Origin of the sequence: Clavibacter phaseoli, from assembly GCF_021922925.1 — a bacterium.
GTDB classification, from domain to species: Bacteria; Actinomycetota; Actinomycetes; order Actinomycetales; family Microbacteriaceae; genus Clavibacter; species Clavibacter phaseoli.
The window spans coordinates 664,157-688,615 of the sequence record NZ_CP040786.1 but is presented as its reverse complement, the minus strand read 5'-3'; the positions used below and the strand labels follow the sequence as shown (position 1 = coordinate 688,615).

The following is a 24,459-nucleotide window of genomic DNA, read 5'->3' as shown; positions in this document are numbered from 1 at the left end:
GTTCCCACCCCACAGGGAGGCGTACTAGCAGCCCGACACATCAGCCGGCATCAATGTCAATGTTCCACCCATGAGCGCCACCGCCAGGACATACGCCTGACGCGTGACTTGGCACCCTTGATCTCCCTGTATACAGAGGAGAGGTGCACATGCTCCTTAGAAAGGAGGTGATCCAGCCGCACCTTCCGGTACGGCTACCTTGTTACGACTTAGTCCTAATCACCGATCCCACCTTCGACAGCTCCTCCCTTGCGGTTAGGCCACTGGCTTCGGGTGTTACCGACTTTCATGACTTGACGGGCGGTGTGTACAAGGCCCGGGAACGTATTCACCGCAGCGTTGCTGATCTGCGATTACTAGCGACTCCGACTTCATGAGGTCGAGTTGCAGACCTCAATCCGAACTGAGACCGGCTTTTTGGGATTCGCTCCACCTTACGGTATCGCAGCCCTTTGTACCGGCCATTGTAGCATGCGTGAAGCCCAAGACATAAGGGGCATGATGATTTGACGTCATCCCCACCTTCCTCCGAGTTGACCCCGGCAGTCTCCTATGAGTTCCCACCATTACGTGCTGGCAACATAGAACGAGGGTTGCGCTCGTTGCGGGACTTAACCCAACATCTCACGACACGAGCTGACGACAACCATGCACCACCTGTATACCGACCTTGCGGGGCACACATCTCTGCATGTTTCCGGTATATGTCAAGCCTTGGTAAGGTTCTTCGCGTTGCATCGAATTAATCCGCATGCTCCGCCGCTTGTGCGGGCCCCCGTCAATTCCTTTGAGTTTTAGCCTTGCGGCCGTACTCCCCAGGCGGGGAACTTAATGCGTTAGCTGCGACACGGAGACCGTGGAATGGTCCCCACATCTAGTTCCCAACGTTTACGGCATGGACTACCAGGGTATCTAATCCTGTTCGCTCCCCATGCTTTCGCTCCTCAGCGTCAGTTACGGCCCAGAGATCTGCCTTCGCCATCGGTGTTCCTCCTGATATCTGCGCATTCCACCGCTACACCAGGAATTCCAATCTCCCCTACCGCACTCTAGTCTGCCCGTACCCACTGCAGACCCGAGGTTGAGCCTCGGGATTTCACAGCAGACGCGACAAACCGCCTACGAGCTCTTTACGCCCAATAATTCCGGACAACGCTTGCACCCTACGTATTACCGCGGCTGCTGGCACGTAGTTAGCCGGTGCTTTTTCTGCAGGTACCGTCACTTTCGCTTCTTCCCTACTAAAAGAGGTTTACAACCCGAAGGCCGTCATCCCTCACGCGGCGTTGCTGCATCAGGCTTGCGCCCATTGTGCAATATTCCCCACTGCTGCCTCCCGTAGGAGTCTGGGCCGTGTCTCAGTCCCAGTGTGGCCGGTCACCCTCTCAGGCCGGCTACCCGTCGTAGGCTTGGTGAGCCATTACCTCACCAACAACCTGATAGGCCGCGAGTCCATCCCCAACCGAAATTCTTTCCACGACCAGACCATGCGGCCAGTCGTCATATCCGGTATTAGCTACCATTTCTAGCAGTTATCCCAGAGTCGGGGGCAGGTTACTCACGTGTTACTCACCCGTTCGCCACTGATCCGCCAGAGCAAGCTCTGACATCACCGTTCGACTTGCATGTGTTAAGCACGCCGCCAGCGTTCGTCCTGAGCCAGGATCAAACTCTCCATAAATGCTTAAACGCACGACCACCCGAAAGCAGCCGGCACATCTAAAGCCGGACGTGAACGGGAATCGAACACGAACCAGCAAGTTTGAAACCGACAGAACAAATCATTACTGACTTGCTTGTTTGTTTAAATGTATTCCAAAGGAATCCGAAACGAGCATCCGAAGGACACCCGCAACGGGTATTTGGCATTTGACATTGTGCACGCTGTTGAGTTCTCAAGGAACGGACGCTCCCGACACCGACCATCACAGCCAGCCATCGGAGCTCACACTCCACCGCTCCCCGTGGGAGTGATCCAGACCAGAAGGCCCAGCACTCACGTCGGAAGCAGAATCAGACCCTAGCTCAGTTGATGGTAAACACGCAACCCGTAAGCCGCGGCAACTTCTGTTTCACCAGGATCATCACCCGCCAGAACAGCTCCGGAAGCTTTTCGCTTCCCGCCCGTTCCGGCGACAAGAGGAGACATTACGCGGACCACCCCACCCCCGCAAAACAACCCGCATCCCGGGCGTGTCGCGACAGTCTCCGAAGAGAAGGCCGGATCAGCGGGTGATTCAGGCGACGGTGACGCCTGCGAGCGTCTTCTTGCCACGACGGATCACGGCGAAACGGCCGTGCAGGAGGTCGTCCACGACGGCGGACGCATCGCCCACGGCGACGTTGTTGACATACACCCCGCCCTGGGTGATGGCGCGCCTGGCCTCGCCCGCGCTCGAGACCAGACCGGTGTCGATCAGGGCCTGGATCACGGTGGTGCCGACGGGGATGTCGGCCGACGGCAGCTCCCCGAGCGCGGCCCGGAGGGTCGGCTCGTCGAGCGCGCTCAGCTCGCCCTGCCCGAACAGCGCCTGCGCCGCGGCGATCGCGGACTCGGTCGCGTGCTCCCCATGGACCAGGGTCGTCACCTCCCACGCGAGCGCGCGCTGCGCCTCGCGCCGGAACGGCTCGGACTCCACGGCGCGCGCGAGCTCCTCGATGCGCGTCCGGTCCAGGAACGTGAAGATGCGCAGGCGGTGGATCACGTCGGCGTCGTCGGTGTTGAGCCAGAACTGGTAGAAGGCGTAGGGGCTCGTGAGCTCGGGGTCGAGCCACACCGCGTTGCCCTCGCTCTTGCCGAACTTGGTGCCGTCCGAGTTGGTGATGAGGGGCGTGCCGATGGCGTGCGCGGTCGCCCGCTCGCTGCGGCGGATCAGGTCGGTGCCGCTGGTGAGGTTGCCCCACTGGTCGCTGCCGCCGGTCTGCAGCACGCACCCGTACGTGCGGTGCAGCTCCCGGAAGTCGAGGCCCTGCAGGATCTGGTAGCTGAACTCGGTGTAGCTGATGCCCTCGTCGGAGTTCAGGCGCGCGCTCACCGCGTCCTTCTTGAGCATGGTGCCCACCCGGAAGTGCTTGCCCACCTCCCGCAGGAAGTCGATGGCGCTCATGGGCGCCGTCCAGTCCAGGTTGTTGACGATGCGCACGGCGTTGTCGCCGTCGGGGCTGAGGAACGCGGACACCTGCGCCTGCAGGCGCCCCACCCACTCCGCCACGACCTCCGGGGTGTTGAGGGTGCGCTCGGCCGTGGGCCGGGGATCGCCGATGAGGCCGGTCGAGCCGCCTACGAGCCCGAGCGGACGGTGCCCCGCCAGCTGGAGCCGCCGCATGAGCAGCAGCTGCACGAGGTTGCCGAGGTGCAGGCTCGGCGCGGTGGGGTCGAATCCGCAGTAGTAGGTGATGGGCGGTCCGGACAGCAGCTCCTTCAGGGTGTCCTGGTCCGTGGACACGTGCACGTACCCGCGCCAGACGATCTCCTCCCACACGTCCGGGAAGGACGGGTCGTTCTGCTGGGAGGAGAGGAGGTCGAGATCGGCGTTCGTCACCCGATCACGGTACCAGCGGGGCATCCCCGGGACGGCGGGGCACGGCGGGGGCGACGACACCGGATGACGCGGCCGACGACGACCCGCTGTCGGTGGTCGCGGCGATGCTCGGGAGAGCGGGGCAGGGCGGGTCGGGATCAACCCTCAGGCTTGATCTCGGAAGATCAGGTGCATAGCCTTGATGTGCCTGCATCAATCGCTGGGCCTTGAGGGGGATCCGCATGTTCGTCATCACCGCCGACCAGAAGGCGAGCCGGAGCGACGTCGACCGCGCGGGGACGGGGCGGGACGACCTCGCGGCACGCTACGAGGGGCGCCTGGTGCTCCCGGTCGACCGCACGTCCGGCGACGAGGTGCAGGCGCTCGTCGCCGACGCCGCCACCGCGCTCGACATGGTCCTCGTGCTCACGCGCGCCGGGCACTGGAGCGTCGGGCTCGGCATCGGGGCGGTCCGGACCCCGCTCCCCCGCGCGACCCGCGAGGCCACGGGCCCGGCGTTCATCGCCGCCCGCGACGCCGTCACCGCGGCCAAGCGCAGCGCGACGCGGTTCGCCCTCGCGACGGATCCGCCGACCGCGCGCCCCGGGGACGATCCCGCCCCGCGGATGCCGGGCGCCGCGGAGGTCGAGGCGCTCCTCACGCTGCTGCTGCTCGCCCGTGACCGCCGCACCCCGCAGGGCTGGGACGTCGTCGACCGCATGGCCGGCGGCCGGACGCAGCGCGAGGTGGCCGCCGAGCTCGGGATCACCCCGCAGGCGGTGAGCACGCGCCTGCGCACGAGCGGGTGGCGCGCCGAGCGCGCCGCGATCCCCGGGCTCGAGGCGCTGCTGGCGCACCTCGACGCGGGAGCGGCGGCAGCCGCGGGACCGCGCACCACGCGCGGCGGGCGCAGCTCGTGATCCCCGTCGGCACCACCGCGGAGGTCGCGGCCTGGGTCGCGCTGTGCGTGCTCCTCACCGCGGCCCTCGTGCTCGCGCTGCTCGCCGTGCGCTCGCCCCGCACGGGCACGGTCGCCGGGGCCGCGGGGACCCTCGCCGCCGCGGTGGCGGTCGGGCTCGCGCTCGACGGCGTCGCGTCGCCGCTCGTCGTCGGCTACCTCGGGCTCGTCGCCGTCGTGCTCGCCGTCGTCGGAGGCGGATCCGCGTCGACGGTCGTGCTGGCCCTCGCGACCCGCGGCTCGGTGCCGCCGGGAGCGTACGGCGGGATCCTGGTCGCGCCGCGCGGGCACGAGGACGACCCGTCCGCCCTGCGCCGCCCCACCCGCGAGGTGCTGCGCGGCGGCGCCACCATCGGGATGCTCGAGCGACTGGCGGTCGTGGCCGTGATCCTCGCCGGCTACCCCGAGGCGCTCGCCGTCGTGATCGCCATCAAGGGCGTCGGCCGGTTCTCCGAGCTCGGCGAGGCGGCCGAGGCGCGGGAGCGCTTCATCATCGGGACGCTCGTGAGCTGGCTGTGGGCCGCCACGTGCGCCGCGGTCGTGCTCGTCGTCCGCTAGCGGGCGGCACCGGACAGCTCAGCGGCGGACGCGCGGGACGTGCGCGCGGTACGGCGAGACGGTCGGATCCCCGGGCACCCAGAACCGCCACGGGAACAGCTCGCCGGATCCCCCGGGTCCGGACACCCCGACGCGCGGGCCGGACGCCGGCAGCGCGAGCCGCGCGTCCGGCAGGGCGAGCGCGTACGGCGCCGCGTCGAGCGGCGCGCCGTCGTCCGAGAGCGGGATGCCGAGCGCCACCGCGAGGCGGGCGGGCCCGCGCGCCAGGTCGCGGTCGCGGACGGCCGCGCCCCGACGGCTCCGCGCGAGGTCGATCCCCTCGACGATCTCGCCGGCTCGCAGCAGCACGCCGGCGCTCGTCCCCTCGGGACCGCAGACGACGTTCGCGCACGTGTGCATGCCGTACGTGAAGTACGCGTAGAGACGGCCGGGCGGCCCGAACATGGTGGCGTTGCGGGCGCGGCGACCGCGGAACGCGTGCGATCCGGGATCCTCGCCCACCCCGCGGTAGGCCTCCACCTCGGTGAGGCGCACGGAGACGCGGCCCTCCTCCGAGTCGCGCGACAGGATCGCGCCGAGGAGCGCGGGCGCCACCTCGACCGCGTCGCGCGCGAAGAAGGCCGCGTCGATCACGCGGGGGTCAGATCAGCTCGCCGTTGAGGCTCGCGACGACCACCACGAACACCAGCACGGCGACGGCCACGCCGATGACGAGGGGCAGGAGCCAGCGGTTCCGGGGCTCGGGGCGCTCGGGACGCCGGCCGTTCGAGAGCGTCACGCCGACGCCTCCCCCGACGCCGATGCCGCTGCCGCCGCGCGGCGCTCGGCCGCCGCATCGGCCCGCGCGCGCAGCTCGGCCACGCGGCGCACCAGCTCGGCGCGCTGCTCGTCGACCCGGACGCGGGCGGTGCCGCCCACGCCGTCACGGCTGGCGACGGAGCCCTCGATGCTGAGCACCTCGCGGACCTCCGGCACCAGGTGCGGCGAGACGGCGCGCAGGTCGTCGTCGCTCAGATCCTCGAGGCCGACGCCCCGGGACTCGGCGGCCTTCACGAGCTCGCCCGTGATCTCGTGCGCGTCGCGGAAGGCCACGCGGTGCTTGACGAGCCACTCGGCCACGTCGGTCGCGAGCGAGAAGCCCTGCGGCGCGAGCTCCGCCATGCGCCCGGTGTCGAAGCGGAGGGTCGCGATCATCCCGGTGAACGCCGGCAGCAGCACCTCGAGGGTCTGCACCGAGTCGAACACGGGCTCCTTGTCCTCCTGCAGGTCGCGGTTGTACGCGAGCGGGAGGCCCTTGAGGGTCGCGAGCAGGCCGGACAGGTTGCCGATGAGGCGACCCGACTTGCCGCGCGCGAGCTCGGCGATGTCGGGGTTCTTCTTCTGCGGCATGATCGACGACCCGGTCGAGTACGAGTCGCTCAGCGTGACGAACCCGAACTCGCGCGTGTTCCAGAGGATGATCTCCTCGCTCAGCCGCGACAGGTCGATGCCCACCTGCGCGAGCACGAACGCGAACTCGGCCACGACGTCGCGGGCGGCCGTGCCGTCGATGGAGTTCTCGGAGCTGCGCGCGAAGCCGAGGTCGCGGGCGACCGCGCCGGCGTCGAGGCCGAGGGTCGATCCCGCGAGGGCGCCGGATCCGTACGGCGAGACGTCGGCGCGCGCGTCCCAGTCGGCGAGCCGCTCGAGGTCGCGGACCAGCGGCCAGCAGTGCGCGAGCAGGTGGTGCGCGAGGAGCACGGGCTGCGCGTGCTGCAGGTGCGTGCGGCCCGGCATGATCGCGCCGCCCGACGCCTCGGCCTGCGCGGCCAGCGCGTCCACGAGCTGCACGAGCATCGCGTGGATGACCGCCGCGTGGTCGCGCATGTACATGCGGACGAGCGTGGCGATCTGGTCGTTGCGGCTGCGGCCCGCCCGGAGCTTGCCGCCGAGCTCGGCGCCCGCGATGTCCATGAGGCCGCGCTCGAGGGCGCCGTGCACGTCCTCGTCGGCCTCGGACGCCACGAGCGCGCCCGAGCGCACGCGGTCCTCCAGGGTGTCGAGCGCCTGCAGCATGGCCTGCCGCTCGGCGTCCGACAGGTAGCCCGCGGACGCGAGGGCACGGGCGTGCGCCCGGGATCCCGCGATGTCGTAGGGCGCCAGCTGCCAATCGAAGTGCGTCGAGCGGCTGAGCGCCACGAGCTCCGGCGACGGGCCGCCGGCGAAGCGGCCGCCCCAGAGGGCGCCCGCCTCGCCTGCGCGGGAGGACGGATCCGTGCTCTCGGTCATGCGGCTACTCCGCGGCGGGCGCGGGGTCGGCCGCCAGCGCGGCCTGCTCGACCGCGAGGTCGCGGCGCGCCGAGATCTTGCTCGGCAGCGACCACAGCTCGATGAAGCCCTTGGACAGCGACTGGTCGAACGTGTCGCCCGTGTCGTAGGTGGCGAGGTCGAAGTCGTACAGGCTCGACTCGCTGCGGCGGCCGGTGACGACCGCGCGGCCGCCGCGGAGCGTCATGCGGATGTCGCCGGACACGTGGCGCTGCGAGTCCTCGATGAAGGCGTCGAGCGAGCGCTTGAGGCCGGAGAACCAGAGCCCGTCGTAGACGAGGTTCGCCCAGTCCTTCTCGACGCCGCGCTTGTAGCGGCCGAGGTCGCGCTCGATCGTGAGGCTCTCGAGCTCCTCGTGCGCCTCGATGAGCGTCATGGCGGCGGGGGCCTCGTACACCTCGCGGCTCTTGATGCCGACGAGGCGGTCCTCGACGACGTCGATGCGGCCGATGCCGTGCGCGCCCGCCGCGGCGTTCAGCTCCTGGACGATGCGCAGCGGCGAGTAGCGCACGCCGTCGATCGCGACGGGCACGCCCGCCTCGAACGTGATGGTGACCTCGGTGGGGTCGCGCAGCACGTCGGGGTCCTGCGTGTACTCGTAGAGGTCCTCGATGGGGCCGTTCCACGGGTCCTCGAGGAAGCCGGTCTCGACCGCGCGGCCCCAGACGTTCTTGTCGATCGAGTACGGGCTCTTCTTGCTCTGCTCGATGGGGAGGTCGTGCTCGTTCGCGTAGACGATGGCCTTGTCGCGCGTGAGCGCGAGGTCGCGGACGGGCGCGATGGAGGTGAGGTCGGGCGCGAGCGCGGCGACGGCGGCCTCGAAGCGGACCTGGTCGTTGCCCTTGCCGGTGCAGCCGTGCGCGACGCTGTTCGCGCCGAGCTCGTGGGCGACGCGCGCGAGGTGCTTGGCGATCAGCGGGCGGCTGAGGCCCGAGACCAGCGGGTAGCGCTTCTGGTAGAGCGCGTTGGCCTTGAGCGCGGGGACGATGTAGTCGTCCGCGAACTCGTCCTTGGCATCCACCACGACGGCCTCGACCGCGCCGCAGTCGAGCGCGCGCTGCCGGATGACCTCCATGTCCTCGCCGCCCTGGCCGACGTCGACGGCGAGGGCCACGACCTCCTTGCCGGTCGCGTCCTTGAGCCAGCCGATGCCGACCGAGGTGTCGAGTCCGCCGGAATATGCCAGTACCACGCGTTCGGCCATGCCGTTCTCCGTTTCGTTGCTGAGGTGTCTCGGGGTGTGGGGGCTGCGTCAGGACTGGCGCAGGAGCCAGACGAGCAGCGCCTTCTGGGCGTGCAGGCGGTTCTCCGCCTCGTCCCAGACCACCGACTGCGGGCCGTCGATGACCTCGGCGGCCACCTCGTACTCGCGGTCGGCGGGAAGGCAGTGCAGGAAGATCGCGTCGTCGACCGCGTGCGCCATGAGCTCGGTCGTGACCTGGTAGGCGCCGAGCTCGGCCAGGCGCTGGGCCTTCTCCTCCTCGCGGCCCATCGACACCCAGGTGTCGGTGATGACGACGTCGGCGCCGGTGACGGCCTCGACGGGATCGGCGAGGATCCGGACCGAGCCGCCCGTGGTCGCGGCGATGCGCTCGGCGTCGGCCGCGACGTCCGCGGCGGGCACGTAGCCGGCGGGGGCGGCGATGCGCACGTGCATGCCGGCGGTGACGCCGCCGAGGAGGTAGGAGTGCGCCATGTTGCTCGCGCCGTCGCCCAGGAAGACGAGGGTCTGGCCGGCGAGGTCGCCGCGGTGCTCGCGGATGGTGAGCAGGTCGGCGAGGATCTGGCACGGGTGGAAGTCGTCCGACAGGGCGTTGACGACGGGGATTGTTGTGCCCGCGGCCATCTCCTCGAGGCCAGCCTGGCCGTAGGTGCGCCAGACGATGGCCGCGACCTGGCGCTCGAGGACGCGCGCGGTGTCGCTCGCGGTCTCCTTGCCGCCGAGCTGGCTGTTGGCGGTGCTGATGATGAGCGGGACGCCGCCGAGGTCCGCGATGCCGACGGCGAAGGAGACGCGCGTGCGGGTCGAGGACTTGTCGAAGATCACGGCGACCGTCTGCGGGCCGGCGAGCGGGCGCTCGGACCAGCGCTCGCGCTTGAGCTGCACCGCCAGGTCGAGCACCTCGGCCTGCTCGGCCGGGCTCAGGTCGTCGTCGCGCAGGAAGTGGCGGGTCATCGCATCGCTCGCTCTCGGGGGACTCGGGGTCAGACAAGCCTAGGGGACGTGCGGGGGCGGATCCGTCGGGCGGCGGCCCCGCGCGGGGGCGCCGCCCGACGCCGGGGACGGGAGCGCGATCGGCCCCCGCTCCCCCGGCTCAGCGCAGGTGCGCCAGGGCGCGCCCGAACCGCTCGCGGAAGTCGCGCACCTCCGCGTCGCCGACTATGAGCGGCGGCGCGATGCGGAGGCTGCGGGCGTTGGGCGCGTTGATGATGAGGCCCTCGCCGAGCGCGGCGGCCGCGATGCGCCCGGCGTCCTCGTGGTGGAGGCCCACGCCGATGAGGAGGCCGCGGCCGCGCACCTCGGCGACGAGCGGGGAGTCGAGGCCCGTGATGGCGGCGCGGATCTCCTCGCCGCGGCGGGCCGCGTTCTCCACGAGCCCGGCCTCCTCGATCTCGGCGAGGACCGCGTTCCCCGCGGCGGTGGCGAGCGGGTTGCCGCCGAAGGTGGACCCGTGCTGGCCCTTCTGCAGGAGGTCGGCCGCGGCGTCGAACGCCACGAGCGCGCCGATCGGCACGCCGCCCGCGATGCCCTTCGCGATCGTGACCGCGTCGGGCCGCACGCCCTCGTGCTCGTACGCGAACCAGCGGCCGGTGCGCCCGACGCCGGTCTGGATCTCGTCGAGGATGAGCAGCGCCCCGTGCTCGCGCGTGAGCTCGCGCGCGCGGCGGAGGAAGCCCGCGGGCAGGTCGACCACGCCGGCCTCGCCCTGGATCGGCTCCAGGATGAGCGCCTGGACGGTGTCGTCGATCGCCGCCTCGAGCGCCTCGAGGGTCGGCGCGATGTGCTCGACGCCGCCGGGGAGCGGGAGGAAGGGCGCCTGGAGCGCGGGCTGCCCGGTGAGCGCGAGAGCGCCCATCGTGCGGCCGTGGAAGGAGCCCTGGAGGGTGATGACGCGCGTGCGATGCGCGGATCCGTTGCGGCGCGCGAGCTTGAACGCGGCCTCGTTCGCCTCGGCGCCCGAGTTGCCGAAGTACACGCGGCCGGTGTCGCCCGCGCCGGTGATGCGGCGGAGGCGCTCGGCGAGCGCGATCTGCGGCGGCGTGGCGAAGTAGTTGGACACGTGCGCGAGCGTGGACACCTGCTCGGTGACCGCGCGGATGAGCGCCGGGTGCGCGTGCCCGAGAGAGTTGACGGCGATGCCGGCGAGGAAGTCGAGGTACTCGCGGCCCGTCGAGTCCCACACGCGGCAGCCCTCGCCGCGCACCAGCATGGCGAGCGGGGGCGGCGACGAGCGCATCATCGCGGCCTGGAAGCGGTCGGACCACTCGCTCTCGGTCTGGGTGGTGCGGCGCTCTGGCTGGGTCGTGGTCATGCGGGCACGACCTCCGTTCCGATTCCGTTCGTGGTGAAGATCTCGAGGAGCATCGAGTGCGGGATGCGGCCGTCGATGATGGCGGCTTTGGGCACTCCCCCGTCGACGGCCTCGAGGCACGCCGCCATCTTGGGGATCATGCCCGACTCGAGCGAGGGCAGGAGCGCGCGGAGCTCGTCGGCGCGGATGTCGGAGACGAGGGATCCGCGGTCGGGCCAGTCGCGGTAGAGGCCCGCGACGTCGGTGAGGATGACGAGCTTCTCGGCGCCGAGGGCCACGGCGAGCGCGGCGGCCGCGGCGTCCGCGTTGACGTTGAGCGAGACGGCGGGGTCGGACTCGTCGGGCGCGATGGAGGACACGACCGGGATGCGGCCGGCGTCGAGCTGCGCGAGCACGGCCGTGGGATCCACCGCCACGACGTCGCCCACGAGGCCGAGGTCGACCTCGACGCCGTCGACGACCGCGCCGCGGCGGCGGCCCGTGAAGAGCCCGGCGTCCTCGCCCGAGACGGCGGCGGCGAGCGGGCCGTGGGCGTTGATGCCGCGCACGACGTCGCGGCTGACCTGCCCGGTGAGCACCATGCGGACGACCTCGAGCACCTCGGGCGTGGTGACGCGGTATCCCCCGCGGAACTCGCTCTCGATGCCGAGGCGCGTGAGCATCGCGCTGATCTGCGGACCGCCGCCGTGCACGACGACGGGTCGGAGCCCGGCGTAGCGGAGGTACACGACGTCCTCGGCGAAGGTGCGCGTGAGCTCCTCGTCGACCATGGCGTTGCCGCCGAACTTCACGACCACGATGCGGTCGTGGAAGCGCTGCAGCCACGACAGCGACTCGATGAGCGTCGCGGCCTTCGACTCGGCCTGCGCCTGGTCGCGGTCGGCGGCGTCCTGCGTGATGGCGGTCACGTCCGTCCCGTCTGCGCCGCCCATCAGCTGGCGTACGCGCTGTTCTCGTGCACGTAGTCGTGCGTGAGGTCGTTGGTGAGGATGGTCGCCGTCGCGTCGCCCGCGTGCAGGTCGATGAGGACGTGCACGGCGCGCGGGTGCAGGTCGACCAGGTCGCGGCTCTCGTGCGGCTCGCCCGCGCGGCACACCTCGACGCCGTTGATGGCGACGTCGATGCCGTAGGGGTCGAACGCCGCGCCGGTCGTGCCGACGGCCGCGAGCACGCGGCCCCAGTTGGGGTCGTTGCCGAAGACGGCGGCCTTGAAGAGGTTGCTGCGGGCGACCGCGCGGCCCACCTCGACGGCGTCGTCGTCGGACGCCGCGTGCACGACCTCGATGGCGATGTCGTGCGACGCGCCCTCGGCGTCGGCCTGCAGCTGCTCGGCGAGGTCGGCGCACACCGCCGTGAGCGCGGCCTGGAACGCGTCCGCGTCGGGCACCACGCCCGAGGCCCCGGAGGCCAGGAGCGTGACCTGGTCGTTGGTCGACATGCAGCCGTCCGAGTCGAGACGGTCGAACGTCACGCGCGTGGCCTCGCGGAGCGCGGCGTCGAGCGCCGCGGCGTCGAGGTCGGCGTCGGTGGTGATCACGACGAGCATGGTGGCGAGGCCCGGCGCGAGCATGCCCGCGCCCTTGGCCATGCCGCCGACGGTCCAGCCGGCGTCGGACGCGCGGACCGACTGCTTGGGCTTCGTGTCGGTGGTCATGATGGCGCGGGCCGCGTCGTCGCCGCCCGTCTCGGAGAGCGCGACGGAGACGCGTGCGACCCCGTCCTCCAGCTTCTCGAGCGGGAGCTGCTCGCCGATGAGGCCCGTGCTGCAGACGAGCACGTCGCCGCTCGAGACGTCGAGCGCGCGGCCGACCGCCTCGGCGGTGGCGTGCGTGACCTGGAAGCCGCGGGACCCGGTGTAGCAGTTGGCCCCGCCGGAGTTGAGGACCACGGCGCTGACCCGGCCGTCGCCGATGACCTGGCGCGACCAGAGGATGGGGTTCGCCTGGCAGCGGTTGCTCGTGAAGACCGCGGCGGCCGCCTGCGACGGGCCGGTGTTGCGGACGAGGGCGACGTCGAGCGCGCCCGTGGACTTGAGGCCGGCGGCGACCCCTCCGGCGACGAAGCCGCGTGCGGCGGTGACGCTCACGGGGCCACCCCGTTCACCGGGAGGCCGAGATGCTCGGGGAGGCCGAGCGCGATGTTGGCCGACTGGATCGCCGCGCCCGCCGTGCCCTTGACCAGGTTGTCGATGGCCGTGACCGTGACGACGCGGCCCGCGGCCTCGTCGACCGCGAGGCCCACGAGCGCGGTGTTGGACCCCGTGACGTCGGACACGTTCGGGAACGACCCCTCCGGCAGCAGGTGCACGAACGGCTCGTCGGCGTAGGCGAGCTCCCATGCGGCGCGCACGTCGTGGGCGGAGAAGCCGGGGGCGAGGCGCGCGGTGGCCGTGGCGAGGATCCCCCGGGCCATCGGCACGAGCACGGGCGTGAACGAGACGCTGACGTGCCCGCCGCCGGCCGTCTCGAGGTTCTGCCGGATCTCCGGCGTGTGGCGGTGGGTGCCCCCGACCGCGTAGGCGCTCGCGGATCCGAGGATCTCGCTGGCCAGCAGGTTCGTGCGGAGCGAGCGGCCCGCGCCGGACGGACCGACCGCGAGCACGGCGACGATGTCCTCCGGCTCGATGACGCCCGCGCGGATGCCGGGCTGGAGCCCGAGCGTGATGGCGGTGACGTTGCAGCCGGGCACCGCGATGCGCTTCACGCCCGACAGGCGCGTGCGCTGGGTGCCGCCCTCCTCCGCGTGCAGCAGCTCGGGCAGGCCGTACGGCCAGGCGCCCGCGAAGTCGTCCCCGTAGAACGCGTCCCACGCGGCCTCGTCGACGAGCCGGTGGTCGGCGCCGCAGTCGACCACGAGGGTCTGGTCGTCGAGCTCGGCCGTGATGGCGCCCGACTTGCCGTGCGGCAGCGCGAGGAAGACCACGTCGTGGCCGGCCAGCCGCTCGGCCGTCGTCTCGACGAAGGTCCGGTCGGCGTACGAGGTGAGGTGCGGGTGCACCTGACGCAGACGCTCGCCCGCGTTCTGGAAGGCGGTGAGCGTCTGGACCTCGAGGCGCGGGTGGTCGGCGAGCAGGCGGAGGAGCTCTCCGCCCGCGTAGCCGCTGGCACCCGCCACGGCGACTGAGAATGACATGGATCAAATCTAGTGCCGGTGCGGGAGGGGTCCCGCCGGGCCGCGGGCCGGGACGACGGCGCGGGCGGGCGCCTCCCGAGGGGAGGAGCCCGCCCGCGCGGAGGCCGGTGCGGGGCGCTCGGCCCCGCGCCTACTCCCGGAGCGCCGCGCCGAAGCGCTCGGCCGCGAGCCGCACGGATCCGTCGCGGGCCTCGCTCGCCTCGGCCGCGGTGAGGGTGCGGTCGGGCGCGCGGAAGCGGAGCGCGAACGTGAGCGAGCGGGTGCCGTCCTGGACGCCGGGACCGCGGTAGTCGTCCACGAGCCGGGCGGACTCGAGCAGGTCGCCCGCGCCCTCGACCACCGTGCGGAGCAGCTCCCCCGCCGGGACCTCGAGCGGCACGACCAGGCTGAGGTCCTGCGTCGCGACCGGCATCGAGGTGAGCGTGCGCACCTCGACCGCGCCGCCCGCGAGCCCCACGAGCCGGTCGAGGTCGACCTCGGCGAGCGCCACGCGCTCGGGCAGGTCGAGCTCGGCGGCGAGCGCGGGCAGCAGCTCTCCGGCGAAGCCCACGATGACGGGGCCGTCGGCGGTCACCGCCTCGACGGCGGCCGTGCGGCCCGGGTGCAGGGCGATGTGGGCGCCCTGCTCGAAGCGGATCTCCACGCCGACCGCGTGCGCGAGCTGCCGCACGGCGTCGAGCGCGTCGACGAGGCCGGCGCGCTGCGCGGGGGTGCCCGGCTGCTTCGGCACGGCGTCGCCGAGGATCAGCACGCCGACGTGGCGCGGCTGCGGCGGGATGCCGGCGTCGAGCGCCCGCAGCGTGTCCGCGTCCGGGCGCGCGGCGCCCGGCGGCATCTCGGGCGAGCCGTACGCGACCCCCGCCGACGGCAGGAAGACGGTGCCGGTCTCGAAGAGCGCGAGGTCGGTGGATCCGCGCGACAGGTTGCGACGCGCGATGTCGACGAGCCCCGGCAGCAGCGAGCGGCGGAGGTACGGGAACGCGACGTCGAGCGGGTTCGCGAGGCGCACGGCGGGCGCGTCCTCGCGGTCGGCCGCGCCGAAGCGCGCGTTCTGCGCCTCCGAGGAGAACGGCGACCCCATGACCTCGGTGAGCCCGCCCGCGGCGAGCGCGATCGAGGCCTGGCGGCGGAGGCGCTGCGCGGCCGTGAGCCCGCGGCCCGGGGGCGCGACGGGCAGCACGGCGGGGATCCGGTCGTAGCCGACGATGCGCGCCACCTCCTCCACGAGGTCCGCGCGGTCGCGCAGGTCGGGACGCCAGGTCGGCGGGGTGACGACGATGACGCCGTCGCGCTCGTCGAGCGCGCAGCCCACGTCGACGAGCGCGTGGCGCACCTCGTCCTCGGTGTAGTCGACGCCGACGAGCGACGCCGGGTAGCCGAGGGGCAGCTCGATGGCCGCGCGCGGCGCGGTCGTGTCGAGGAGGGACCCGAGGCCCTCCGCGTGGCCGCCGGCGAGCTCCTCGAGGAGCTGCACGGCGCGCGCCGCCGCGGCCGGGGCGACCCGGGGATCCACCCCGCGTTCGAATCGCTTGGACGCCTCGCTCGGCAGCTTGTGCCGGCGGGCCGTGCGCGCGATCGACACGGGGTCGAAGCCGGCCGCCTCGATCAGCACGCGGCTGGTGCCCGCGCCGATCTCGGTGGCCGCGCCGCCCATGACGCCCGCGAGCCCGACCGGGCCGGAGTCGTCGGCGATGACGAGGTCCTCGACGTGGAGCGCGCGCTCGCGCCCGTCGAGCGTGACGAGCGTCTCGCCCTCGGCAGCGCGGCGGACGACGATGCCGCCCCGCAGCCGGTCGAGGTCGTAGCCGTGCAGGGGCTGGCCGAGCTCGAGCATCACGTAGTTGGTGATGTCGACCACGAGCGAGATGGAGCGGACGCCCGCGAGCGTGAGGCGCGACACCATCCACGGCGGCGTGGGCCGGGACACGTCGAGGCCGGAGACCACGCGCGTGACGAACACGTCCGCGCCGGCGCGGCCGCGGATCGGGGCGGCGTCGTCGACGCGCACCTCCACCCCCTGGACGGGCGCGTCGGCCGCGAGCAGCGCGAGCGCGTCCGCGGGGTCGGTGAAGGAGGCGCCCGTCGCGTGCGCGTACTCGCGGGCGATGCCGCGGATCGAGAACGCGTAGCCGCGGTCGGGCGTGACGTTGACCTCCACCGCGCGGTCGTCGAGGTGCAGGAGCGCGAGCGCGTCCGTGCCGACCTCGGGGTCGAGCCCGAGCGAGGAGAGGACGAGGATCCCGTCGTGCTCCTCCCCCAGGCCGAGCTCCCGCGACGACGCGATCATGCCGTCGGACACGTGCCCGTACGTCTTCCGCGCGGAGATGGGGAACGGGCCGGGGAGCACCGCGCCGGGCAGGCTCACCACGACCTTGTCGCCGACGGCGAAGTTGTGCGCGCCGCAGACGATGCCGCGGACGTCCCCGCCGCCGTCGGCCGCCGTGGCGCCCTCGGGCGCGACGCGGACGGAGCACCAGTTGATGGTCTTGCCGTTGGTCTGCGGCTCGGGGCTCGCCTCGAGCACCTGCCCGACGACGACGGGGCCGGAGATCGAGAACGCGTGCACGTCCTCCTCCTCGAGGCCCACCTTCACGAGGGAGGCGTGGACGTCCTCGGGGGTGACCCCCGCGGGGAGCTCGACGTGCTCGCCGAGCCAGCTGATCGGGATCCTCACGACTACACCACCATCCCGAACTGCGCGCCGAATCGGATGTCGCCCTCGACGATGTCGCGCATGTCGGAGAGGTCGTTGCGGAACATGAGGGTGCGCTCGGTGCCCATGCCGAACGCGAAGCCCTGGTACTCGTCGGGGTCGATGCCCGCGGAGCGCAGCACGTTCGGGTTCACCATGCCGCAGCCGCCCCACTCGATCCAGCGGGGTCCGCCCGCTGCGGCCGGGTGCCAGACGTCCATCTCGGCGCTCGGCTCGGTGAAGGGGAAGTAGTTCGGGCGCAGGCGGATGCGCGCGTCCTCGCCGAACATCGAGCGCGCGAAGTGCTCGAGCGTGCCGCGGAGGTGCGCCATGGTGAGGCCGCGGTCGATGGCGATGCCCTCGATCTGGCGGAACGCGGGCGTGTGCGTCGCGTCGAGCTCGTCGCTGCGGAAGGTGCGGCCCTGCGCGATCGTGTAGACGGGCAGCTCGTCGGCGAGCAGCGTGCGGATCTGCACGGGCGAGGTGTGCGTGCGGAGCACCAGGTGCGCGTCGGTCGGATCCACGTAGAAGGAGTCCTGCATGGCGCGCGCCGGGTGGTCGGGCGGGAAGTTGAGCGCGTCGAAGTTGAACCACTCGCTCTCGAGCTCGGGGCCCTCGTTCACCTGCCACCCCATCCCGACGAAGATGTCGGCGATGCGCTCCTCGAGCATGGTGAGCGGGTGGCGCGCGCCCGCACGCCGGCGGCTCGGCAGCGCGGTGACGTCGACGGCCTCGGCCACGAGGCGCGCGGCGGCCTCCTGCTCCTGGATCTCCGCCTCGCGCGCCTGGAACGCCTGCGTGACGCGGGCGCGCGACTGGCCGACGAGCTTGCCGGCGTCCTTGCGCTGTTCGGGCGGCAGCGAGCGGAGCGATCCGTTCAGCCGGGCGAGCGGCGACGCCTCGCCGATGTGGGCGGAGCGGGCCTCGGCGAGCGACGCGGAGTCGGTGGTCGCGGCGAGCGCGGCCATCGCGTGCTCCACGGCGGCGCCGACGGTCTCCTCGGAGATCTGGGGTTCGGACATGAGGCCCGAGTCTACCGATCGGGGGTGCCGCTCCCGGCCCGCGCGGGGCCCGCGCGCGACGCCGATCCGGGTCGCGGCCCACGCGCGAGGGGCCCGCCGCGACGTGCGCGACGGGCCCGGGGTCGGACGCCGCGACCGGCGCCGGCGCTGCGGCTACGCCCCCTGGGACGTCCCGGCCGCGACGGTCTTCGCCACGCGCGGCCCGCGCTTCCGCGCGAGGCGCCGGGCGATGGTCGACACCGTCAGGTTGAGCACGAGGTACATGCCCACCATCACGACGAAGATCGGCAGCGAGTTGTCGCGGCTCGTGGCCTCGAGGATCAGCTCGCCCTGCTTGGTGAGGCCGACGAGGCTGACGATGGTGCCGAGCGCGGTGTCCTTGATGAGCACCACGAGCTGGGCGACGATGATCGGCAGCATCGTGCGGAACGCCTGCGGGAACTCCACGAGCAGGCGGTTCTGCAGCGGCCGGAGCCCGATCGCCAGTCCCGCCTCGCGCTGGCCGCGCGGCAGGCCGAGGATCCCGGAGCGCAGGGCCTCGCCGATGATCGCGCCGTTGTAGAGCGCGAGCGCCGTGACGACCGACCAGTACGGCCCGATGGGGAAGATCAGGTAGATGAACAGCATCATCAGCAGCACGGGCATGCCGCGGAAGAACTCGAGCACGACGGTGACGGCGTAGCGGATCACGCGGTGCTCGCTCATCCGGAGGAGCGCGAGCACCATGCCGAGCAGGATCGCGAGCACGGCGGCGACCGCGGCCGACTGCAGCACGACCCACAGGCCGTTGAGCAGCAGGCCCCAGACGAGCGGGTCGTTGAGCACGAGCCAGATGTCGGGGCTGAACTGCCCGGCCTGCTGCAGCTTCACGGCGGCGAAGGCGAGCACCGCCACGACGATGACGCCCGTGACGACGGAGAGGATGCGGGAGCGACGGCGGGCCTTCGGGCCGGGCACGTCGTAGAGGACCTGGCTCATCGGGAGACCGCCACTCGCTTCTCGAGGTGGTCCGCCAGCTGGCCGAGCGGGACCGTGATGATGAGGTAGAAGAACGCGACGCCCACGAACACCCAGACGACGGCGTTCCCGTTGGCGTTCGCGACGTCCCGACCCACGTTGAAGAGCTCGTAGATGAAGTACGCGCCCGCGATCGACGTGTTCTTGGTGAGCGCGATGACGACGTTGATCAGCGGCGGCACGACCGTGCGGAGCGCCTGCGGCAGGATCACGTGCCCGAGCGTCTGCGAGAACGTGAGCCCGATGCTGCGCGCGGCCTCGGCCTGGCCGACGGGCACGCTGTTGATGCCGGAGCGGATCGCCTCGGCGAAGAACGGCGCCGTGTAGAGCGTGAGCGCGAGCACCGCGGCCGTCATGAACGGGAGGGCGCCGGAGATCGAGGTGATCACGACGCTGAAGAACGTGAAGACGAGCAGCAGCGGCGTGTTCCGCAGGAGCTCGACGTAGACGGTGGAGGTGGCCCGCAGGCTCGCGACCGGGGAGATCCGCATCGCGGCGATCAGGATGCCCAGCGGGAGGGCGAACAGCACCGTGGTGAGGAGGAGGCGCAGCGTGCCGCCGAACCCCCGCAGGAACACGTCGAGATTGTCGAGGATCACATCCACGGCGCACCTCCTATCGTCTGCACCCGGCGCGGCCGGGCGATGGTCGGATCCGGGCTCGTCGCGCCCGGACAGGGGACGGGTCCCGCGCGCGCCTCGGCGCACGCGGGACCCGGGTGGGACTAGTAGCGGTCGATCGCCGGGGGCTCCGGCGTGTCGATGACCGTGCCGGCCGTCGCCTCGAACAGGCGCGCCCAGGTGCCGTCGTCGTAGGCCTCCTGCAGCGTGTCGTTGATGAACGTGCGGAACGCCTCGTCGTCCTTGGCGATGCCGATGCCGTAGGGCTCCTCGGTGAAGGTCTCGCCGTCGCCGGCGAGCTTGAACTCGCCCTCGTTCTGCGCGATGAAGCCGGAGAGGATCACGTTGTCGGTCGTGACCGCGGAGACCTGGCCGTTGCGCAGCGGGTCGAGGCACTTGCTGTAGACGTCGGTGGGCACGACGATCGCGCCGTACGTGTCGGCGATGTTCGCGGCGGGGGTGGATCCGGCGACGGAGCAGACCTGCTTGCCGCGGACGTCCTCGGGCGTGTTGATCGTGGTGTCGTCCGCGAGGACCATGAGCGCCTGGCCGGCGACGTAGTACGGGCCCGCGAAGTCCACGACCTCCTTGCGCTTGTCGTTGATCGTGTAGGTCGCGACGACCGCGTCGACCGAGCCGTTCTGGATGAAGGGCTCGCGGTTGGCGGACACCGTCTCCGTGAACGTGATGCCGTCGAAGGGGATGCCCATCTTGCTGGCGACGAGCGCGGCGATCGCGACGTCGAAGCCCGCGGGCTTGCCGTCGAGGCCCGCGAGGCCGAACAGCGGCTGGTCGAACTTCGTGCCGACCTTCATCTCGCCGGCCGCGGCCAGGCGCGCCATCGTGGTGCCCTCGTCGAAGGTCGGGTCCTCGGCGAGCTCGAGCTTGTAGGGGCCGTCGCCGTTCTCGGGGGCGTTCGTGCCGGCATCGATCCCGCTGTTCGACGCGCTGCCCGCGGCGCCGCAGCCCGTGAGGGCGACGACGACGATCGCGGCGGCCGCGGCGATGGTCAGTTTCCTGTTCTTCATGGTTCCCGTTTCTCTGCTGGTGAGGTGGATGACGGAGGCGATGGGGATCGCTCGTGGTGCGTGGTGCGTGGTGCGTGTCGTGCCGGTGGTGCGGCGCCCGGACGCGCCTGCCTCGGCGGCGTCCGGATGCGGCGGGCGGGAGGGCGCGTGCCCTCCGCGCGCGTCAGTGGGCGAGGATCTTCGAGAGGAAGTCCTTCGCGCGGGGGCTCTGCGGGTCGTCGAAGAACGCCTGCGGGGTGGTGTCCTCCTCGATGGCGCCGTCGGCCATGAAGATCACGCGGTCCGCGGCCTTGCGGGCGAAGCCCATCTCGTGGGTGACGACCATCATCGTCATTCCGTCCTTCGCGAGGCCGACCATGACGTCGAGGACCTCGGTGATCATCTCGGGGTCGAGCGCCGAGGTCGGCTCGTCGAGGAGGATCAGCTTCGGGTCCATCGCCAGCGCGCGCGCGATCGCGACGCGCTGCTGCTGGCCGCCGGAGAGCTGGGCCGGCATCTTCTGCGCCTGGTTGGCGACGCCGACGCGGTCGAGGAGCTCCATCGCCCGCTTCTCCGCCTCGGCCTTGCCCTGCTTGCGCACCTTGATCGGCCCGAGGGTCACGTTCTCGAGCACGGTCTTGTGCGCGAAGAGGTTGAAGGACTGGAACACCATGCCGACGTCGGCGCGGAGGCGCGCGAGCTCGGCGCCCTCGGACGGGAGGTCCTGGCCGTCGATCGTGATGGTGCCGTCGTCGATGGTCTCGAGCCGGTTGATCGCGCGGCACAGCGTCGACTTGCCGGACCCGCTCGGGCCGATGACGACGACGACCTCGCCGCGGTTCACCGTGGTCGAGATGTCCTTGAGGACGTGCAGGTCCCCGAAGTGCTTGTTGACGTGGGATACGACGACCAGGGGCTCGCCGACCGCTGCTGCGGCGGGCGAGGCGGGGTCCGCCGTCGGGCTCTGCTCCATGCGAACACCATATCCATGACGGTGTTTCGTCCGCGTTTCCGCGGGGCATCGTCACCCCATCGTGACGCGGGGGCCGCGTTTCGGCCGGTCAGGGCGGGTGCGGGTCCGGCCGCGACCGCCGAGCGGGCGTCAGGTGTCGGTGGGTCCGCCGGGTCAGGCGCGCTGCGCGAACGCCGACTCGTAGAGGCAGACGGACGCGGCCGTCGCGAGGTTCATCGACTCGGCCTGGCCGTAGATCGGCACGACGACGGCACGGTCGGCGAGGGCGAGGTGCTCGTCCTGGAGGCCGCGGGCCTCGTTGCCGAACAGCCACGCGGTGGGCGCGGCGAGGCCGCCCGACGTGCGCTCCGCGAGGAGGTCGTCGCCCTTCACGTCCGCGGCGAGCACCTGCAGCCCGGCCGCCTTCACGCGCTCGAGCACGGCATCGAGCTCGGGCATGATCGCGACCGGCAGGTGGAAGAGCGAGCCCGTCGTCGCGCGCACGACCTTGGGGTTGTACAGGTCGACGGAGCGGCCCGTGAGGATCACCGCGTCGGCGCCCGCGGCGTCGGCCGCTCGGATGATGGTGCCCGCGTTGCCGGGGTCGCGCACCTCCTCGAGGATCGCGATGAGGCGGGGCTCGTCGCCGAGGATCTGCTTGAGCGAGGTCGGGAACTGCCGGCACACGCCGACGACGCCCTGCGGGGTGACGGTGTCGGCCATGGACGCGATCACGTCCTCGGTGACGAACTCCACCTCGACGTCCGACTCGCGGACGGCGCGCGCCAGGTCGGGGTAGCGGTCGAGGGCCGTCGGCGTCGCGAACAGCTCCAGCACGAGGTCGGGCCGGAAGGCGAGCGCCTCGGAGACGGCCTGCGGTCCCTCGAGGAGGAAGAGGCCCGTGTCGGCGCGCGCGTCCCGCTTCGCGAGCTTGGCGACGCCACGGACACGCGGGGAGCGGGGGTTGTCGAGCATGGCCCCAACACTAACGGCGCGCCCCCGGTCGGGGACGCGCCGTCGGCGGTGGGGCGGGATGCGCTACGCGTTCGCCGCGACCTTGGGGGCCGAGGTGTTCGCGGGCAGGGCGGCCTTGGCCGTCTGCACGAGCGACGCGAAGGTGGCGGGCTCGTGGACCGCGAGCTCCGCGAGGATGCGGCGGTCGACCTGCACGCCGGCGAGCGAGAGGCCCTGGATCAGGCGGTTGTACGTGAGACCGTTCGCACGGGCCGCGGCGTTGATGCGCTGGATCCAGAGGCGGCGGAACTCGCCCTTCTTGGCGCGGCGGTCGCGGTACGCGTAGACGAGGGAGTGGGTGACCTGCTCCTTGGCCTTGCGGTACAGGCGCGAGCGCTGCCCGCGGTAGCCGGCGGCGCGCTCGAGGATGACCCGACGCTTCTTGTGGGCGTTGACGGCCCTCTTGACTCTTGCCATTTCAGTGATTCCTATTCGAGTTCAGGTGTCGCGGACGACGAGGGGCCTAGCGGCCGAGGAGCTTCTTGGCGACCTTCATGTCGGCCTTGGCCAGCGGCTGGTCCTGGTTGAGTCGCGCCTTGCGCCCGGAGGACTTGACCTCGAGGTTGTGCCGCATGCCCGCCTGCTGCTTCATGATCTTGCCGGTGCCGGTGACCTTGAAACGCTTCTTGGCACCCGAGTGGGTCTTCTGCTTAGGCATTGTTCTCTTCTCTCGCTTCTCGAGCGCTCGCCTTGGTGGCGTCGCGCTTCGCGTTGGCCTCGGCCTTGGCCTCGGACTTGTTCTTGTGCGGTCCGATGACCATGACCATGTTGCGGCCGTCGATCGTGGGGGTGGACTCGACGCTGCCGAACTCGGCGACGTCCTCCGCGAACATCTTGAGCAGTCGCACGCCCTGGTCCGGACGCGACTGCTCGCGCCCGCGGAACAGGATCATGGCCTTGACCTTGTCGCCGTCCTGCAGGAAGCCCTCGGCGCGCTTGCGCTTGGTCTCGTAGTCGTGCTTGTCGATCTTCAGGCGGAAGCGCACCTCCTTGAGGATGGTGTTCGCCTGGTTGCGACGCGCTTCCTTGGCCTTCTGCGCGGCCTCGTACTTGAACTTGCCGTAGTCCATGATCTTCGCCACGGGGGGCTTGGAATTGGGCGCGACCTCGACGAGGTCGAGGTCGGCTTCCTGCGCGAGCCGGAGTGCGACGTCGATGGATACGACGCCGACCTGCTCGCCTGCTGGGCCAACGAGGCGAACCTCGGGAACTCGGATTCGATCGTTGGTACGGGGATCGCTGATGGACTGCTCCTATTCGTGTCTTCGGGTGGCCCGGCGGCTCTCGGGGAGCCGCTCGGATTCGAGACGAGGAGGGTTCTTCACCAGGGTGCGACGGATCCGTCGTACTCGGCAACACGCCCTTTCCCCGCGTGTGCGGGGCTCCCGTCGTGCGGTCCCGGTGAGGGGCCCTTCGGACGGGGGAGCGAAATCGACCCGGTAACCTATGGAGGCGGTCAAGCGCGGGTGGGAGATCAATCCTCTTTCGAACCGGGGCTGTGACAGCCCCGGAGCCGTCGATCAGCATAGCAGACGCCGACCCCGCCCCGGAAGGGCGGGCCACGACGGGCTCCCGCCGCCTCCGCCGCCATCCGGCACCGCCACCCAGCCCGAGGACAGACATGACCGACCAGACCCAGCCCGACCCCGCGTCCGCAGGACCGGCCGACTCCCACGTGCACCGCTTCGAGGAGCCCGCCGCGACCGGCGCCGGCGCCGGCGCCGGCGCCGCGGGTGTCGCCGACGACGACACGGCGGACTTCGTCGCCGACCAGTACGCGCGCGACATCGCGGAGGTCTCCGCCGTCGAGGTCATCACGACGACGGCCGTCCACCTCATGAGCGCCGCCGCCGTGAAGTGCGGGCTCGCCGACGACCCCGCCACGCAGACCGACCTCGCCGAGGCGCGGAAGCTCATCATCTCGCTCGCGGGCCTCGTCACCGCCGCGTCGCCGGAGCTCGGCGACCAGCACGCGCGCAGCCTGCGCGACGGACTCCGGTCCCTGCAGCTCGCCTTCCGAGAGGCCTCGCCCTACCCCGACGCCGTCGGCAAGGGACCGGGCGAGAAGTACACCGGGCCGGTCTCCTAGAGCACCGGCCTCGCACGTCGCGCCCGGCGCCGCCTCG

At 71.5% G+C, this 24,459-nt stretch carries 23 protein-coding genes and 1 rRNA gene; 3 read left to right on the top strand and 21 right to left on the bottom strand.

The features are described from left to right. Positions 1-160 precede the first annotated feature (160 nt). Both FGI33_RS03220 and tyrS read right to left on the bottom strand, forming a co-directional pair. Positions 161-1,681, bottom strand: a 16S ribosomal RNA gene (locus tag FGI33_RS03220). Positions 1,682-2,237: 556 nt separating this feature from the next. Then, entirely contained in the window at positions 2,238-3,566 is a 1,329-nt protein-coding gene (tyrS, locus tag FGI33_RS03215; protein WP_119435567.1) for a tyrosine--tRNA ligase, read from the bottom strand. A 197-nt stretch (positions 3,567-3,763) separates the two neighbouring features. Between tyrS and FGI33_RS03210 the strand changes: the two genes are divergently transcribed. Together FGI33_RS03210 and FGI33_RS03205 are read left to right on the top strand one after the other, a co-directional pair. Next, positions 3,764-4,441, top strand: a complete 678-nt coding sequence (locus FGI33_RS03210) for a DNA-binding protein (protein ID WP_237582248.1) — start codon at positions 3,764-3,766, stop codon at positions 4,439-4,441. Then, entirely contained in the window at positions 4,438-5,037 is a 600-nt protein-coding gene (locus tag FGI33_RS03205) for a hypothetical protein (RefSeq protein ID WP_237582247.1), read from the top strand. The genes FGI33_RS03210 and FGI33_RS03205 overlap by 4 nt, the downstream gene beginning before the upstream one ends. Before the next feature lie 18 nt (positions 5,038-5,055). Here FGI33_RS03205 and FGI33_RS03200 read toward each other — a convergent pair whose 3' ends face one another. The 19 genes from FGI33_RS03200 to infC form a co-directional block, all read right to left on the bottom strand. Beyond that, the gene (locus FGI33_RS03200; protein ID WP_237582246.1) at positions 5,056-5,670 is read right to left on the bottom strand and encodes a DNA-3-methyladenine glycosylase; all 615 of its coding nucleotides are present in this window, start codon (positions 5,668-5,670) and stop codon (positions 5,056-5,058) included. Positions 5,671-5,677: 7 nt separating this feature from the next. Beyond that, positions 5,678-5,815 carry a hypothetical protein gene (locus FGI33_RS03195; RefSeq protein ID WP_182478530.1) on the bottom strand — a complete coding sequence of 46 codons (138 nt, stop codon included), beginning with the start codon at positions 5,813-5,815 and terminating at the stop codon, positions 5,678-5,680. Continuing rightward, positions 5,812-7,305: an argininosuccinate lyase gene (gene argH / locus FGI33_RS03190; protein ID WP_237582245.1), complete on the bottom strand. Its 1,494-nt coding sequence runs from the start codon at positions 7,303-7,305 to the stop codon at positions 5,812-5,814. Before argH ends, FGI33_RS03195 begins: the two co-directional genes overlap by 4 nt. A 4-nt stretch (positions 7,306-7,309) precedes the next feature. Beyond that, positions 7,310-8,548 (bottom strand): argininosuccinate synthase, encoded by a 1,239-nt coding sequence (locus FGI33_RS03185; RefSeq protein WP_119402665.1) that lies wholly within the window; start codon positions 8,546-8,548, stop codon positions 7,310-7,312. Positions 8,549-8,596: 48 nt separating this feature from the next. After that, positions 8,597-9,520 carry an ornithine carbamoyltransferase gene (argF, locus tag FGI33_RS03180; RefSeq protein ID WP_119435167.1) on the bottom strand — a complete coding sequence of 308 codons (924 nt, stop codon included), beginning with the start codon at positions 9,518-9,520 and terminating at the stop codon, positions 8,597-8,599. Positions 9,521-9,659: 139 nt separating this feature from the next. After that, positions 9,660-10,877 (bottom strand): acetylornithine transaminase, encoded by a 1,218-nt coding sequence (locus FGI33_RS03175; RefSeq protein WP_119435012.1) that lies wholly within the window; start codon positions 10,875-10,877, stop codon positions 9,660-9,662. After that, a complete protein-coding gene (gene argB, locus FGI33_RS03170; protein ID WP_182478701.1) occupies positions 10,874-11,785 on the bottom strand; it encodes an acetylglutamate kinase in 912 nt (303 codons plus the stop codon). Before argB ends, FGI33_RS03175 begins: the two co-directional genes overlap by 4 nt. Before the next feature lie 23 nt (positions 11,786-11,808). Continuing rightward, positions 11,809-12,963: a bifunctional glutamate N-acetyltransferase/amino-acid acetyltransferase ArgJ gene (gene argJ / locus FGI33_RS03165; protein ID WP_119435010.1), complete on the bottom strand. Its 1,155-nt coding sequence runs from the start codon at positions 12,961-12,963 to the stop codon at positions 11,809-11,811. Beyond that, positions 12,960-14,009 carry an N-acetyl-gamma-glutamyl-phosphate reductase gene (argC, locus tag FGI33_RS03160; RefSeq protein WP_119435009.1) on the bottom strand — a complete coding sequence of 350 codons (1,050 nt, stop codon included), beginning with the start codon at positions 14,007-14,009 and terminating at the stop codon, positions 12,960-12,962. The genes argJ and argC overlap by 4 nt, the downstream gene beginning before the upstream one ends. Positions 14,010-14,139: 130 nt before the next feature. Further along, positions 14,140-16,683: a phenylalanine--tRNA ligase subunit beta gene (gene pheT, locus FGI33_RS03155; protein ID WP_237582244.1), complete on the bottom strand. Its 2,544-nt coding sequence runs from the start codon at positions 16,681-16,683 to the stop codon at positions 14,140-14,142. 2 nt (positions 16,684-16,685) lie between these two features. Continuing rightward, a complete protein-coding gene (gene pheS / locus FGI33_RS03150; RefSeq protein WP_119435370.1) occupies positions 16,686-17,723 on the bottom strand; it encodes a phenylalanine--tRNA ligase subunit alpha in 1,038 nt (345 codons plus the stop codon). A 153-nt stretch (positions 17,724-17,876) separates the two neighbouring features. Further along, positions 17,877-18,701: an amino acid ABC transporter permease gene (locus FGI33_RS03145; protein ID WP_119434298.1), complete on the bottom strand. Its 825-nt coding sequence runs from the start codon at positions 18,699-18,701 to the stop codon at positions 17,877-17,879. Continuing rightward, complete coding sequence (locus FGI33_RS03140; RefSeq protein WP_119434297.1) at positions 18,698-19,345, bottom strand: amino acid ABC transporter permease; 648 nt, start codon at positions 19,343-19,345, stop codon at positions 18,698-18,700. Before FGI33_RS03140 ends, FGI33_RS03145 begins: the two co-directional genes overlap by 4 nt. 119 nt (positions 19,346-19,464) lie before the next feature. Further along, the gene (locus tag FGI33_RS03135) at positions 19,465-20,388 is read right to left on the bottom strand and encodes a glutamate ABC transporter substrate-binding protein (protein ID WP_119434296.1); all 924 of its coding nucleotides are present in this window, start codon (positions 20,386-20,388) and stop codon (positions 19,465-19,467) included. Positions 20,389-20,551: 163 nt separating this feature from the next. Continuing rightward, the gene (locus FGI33_RS03130; RefSeq protein ID WP_012038694.1) at positions 20,552-21,340 is read right to left on the bottom strand and encodes an amino acid ABC transporter ATP-binding protein; all 789 of its coding nucleotides are present in this window, start codon (positions 21,338-21,340) and stop codon (positions 20,552-20,554) included. A 153-nt stretch (positions 21,341-21,493) separates the two neighbouring features. Next, a complete protein-coding gene (locus FGI33_RS03125) occupies positions 21,494-22,294 on the bottom strand; it encodes a TrmH family RNA methyltransferase (protein WP_119401815.1) in 801 nt (266 codons plus the stop codon). Positions 22,295-22,357: 63 nt separating this feature from the next. Further along, entirely contained in the window at positions 22,358-22,750 is a 393-nt protein-coding gene (rplT, locus tag FGI33_RS03120) for a 50S ribosomal protein L20 (protein ID WP_012038696.1), read from the bottom strand. Positions 22,751-22,796: 46 nt separating this feature from the next. After that, entirely contained in the window at positions 22,797-22,991 is a 195-nt protein-coding gene (gene rpmI / locus FGI33_RS03115; protein ID WP_012038697.1) for a 50S ribosomal protein L35, read from the bottom strand. Further along, a complete protein-coding gene (gene infC / locus FGI33_RS03110) occupies positions 22,984-23,577 on the bottom strand; it encodes a translation initiation factor IF-3 (protein WP_015490649.1) in 594 nt (197 codons plus the stop codon). Before infC ends, rpmI begins: the two co-directional genes overlap by 8 nt. 377 nt (positions 23,578-23,954) lie before the next feature. Between infC and FGI33_RS03105 the strand changes: the two genes are divergently transcribed. Further along, positions 23,955-24,422 (top strand): DUF1844 domain-containing protein, encoded by a 468-nt coding sequence (locus tag FGI33_RS03105; protein ID WP_119434295.1) that lies wholly within the window; start codon positions 23,955-23,957, stop codon positions 24,420-24,422. Positions 24,423-24,459 lie beyond the last annotated feature (37 nt).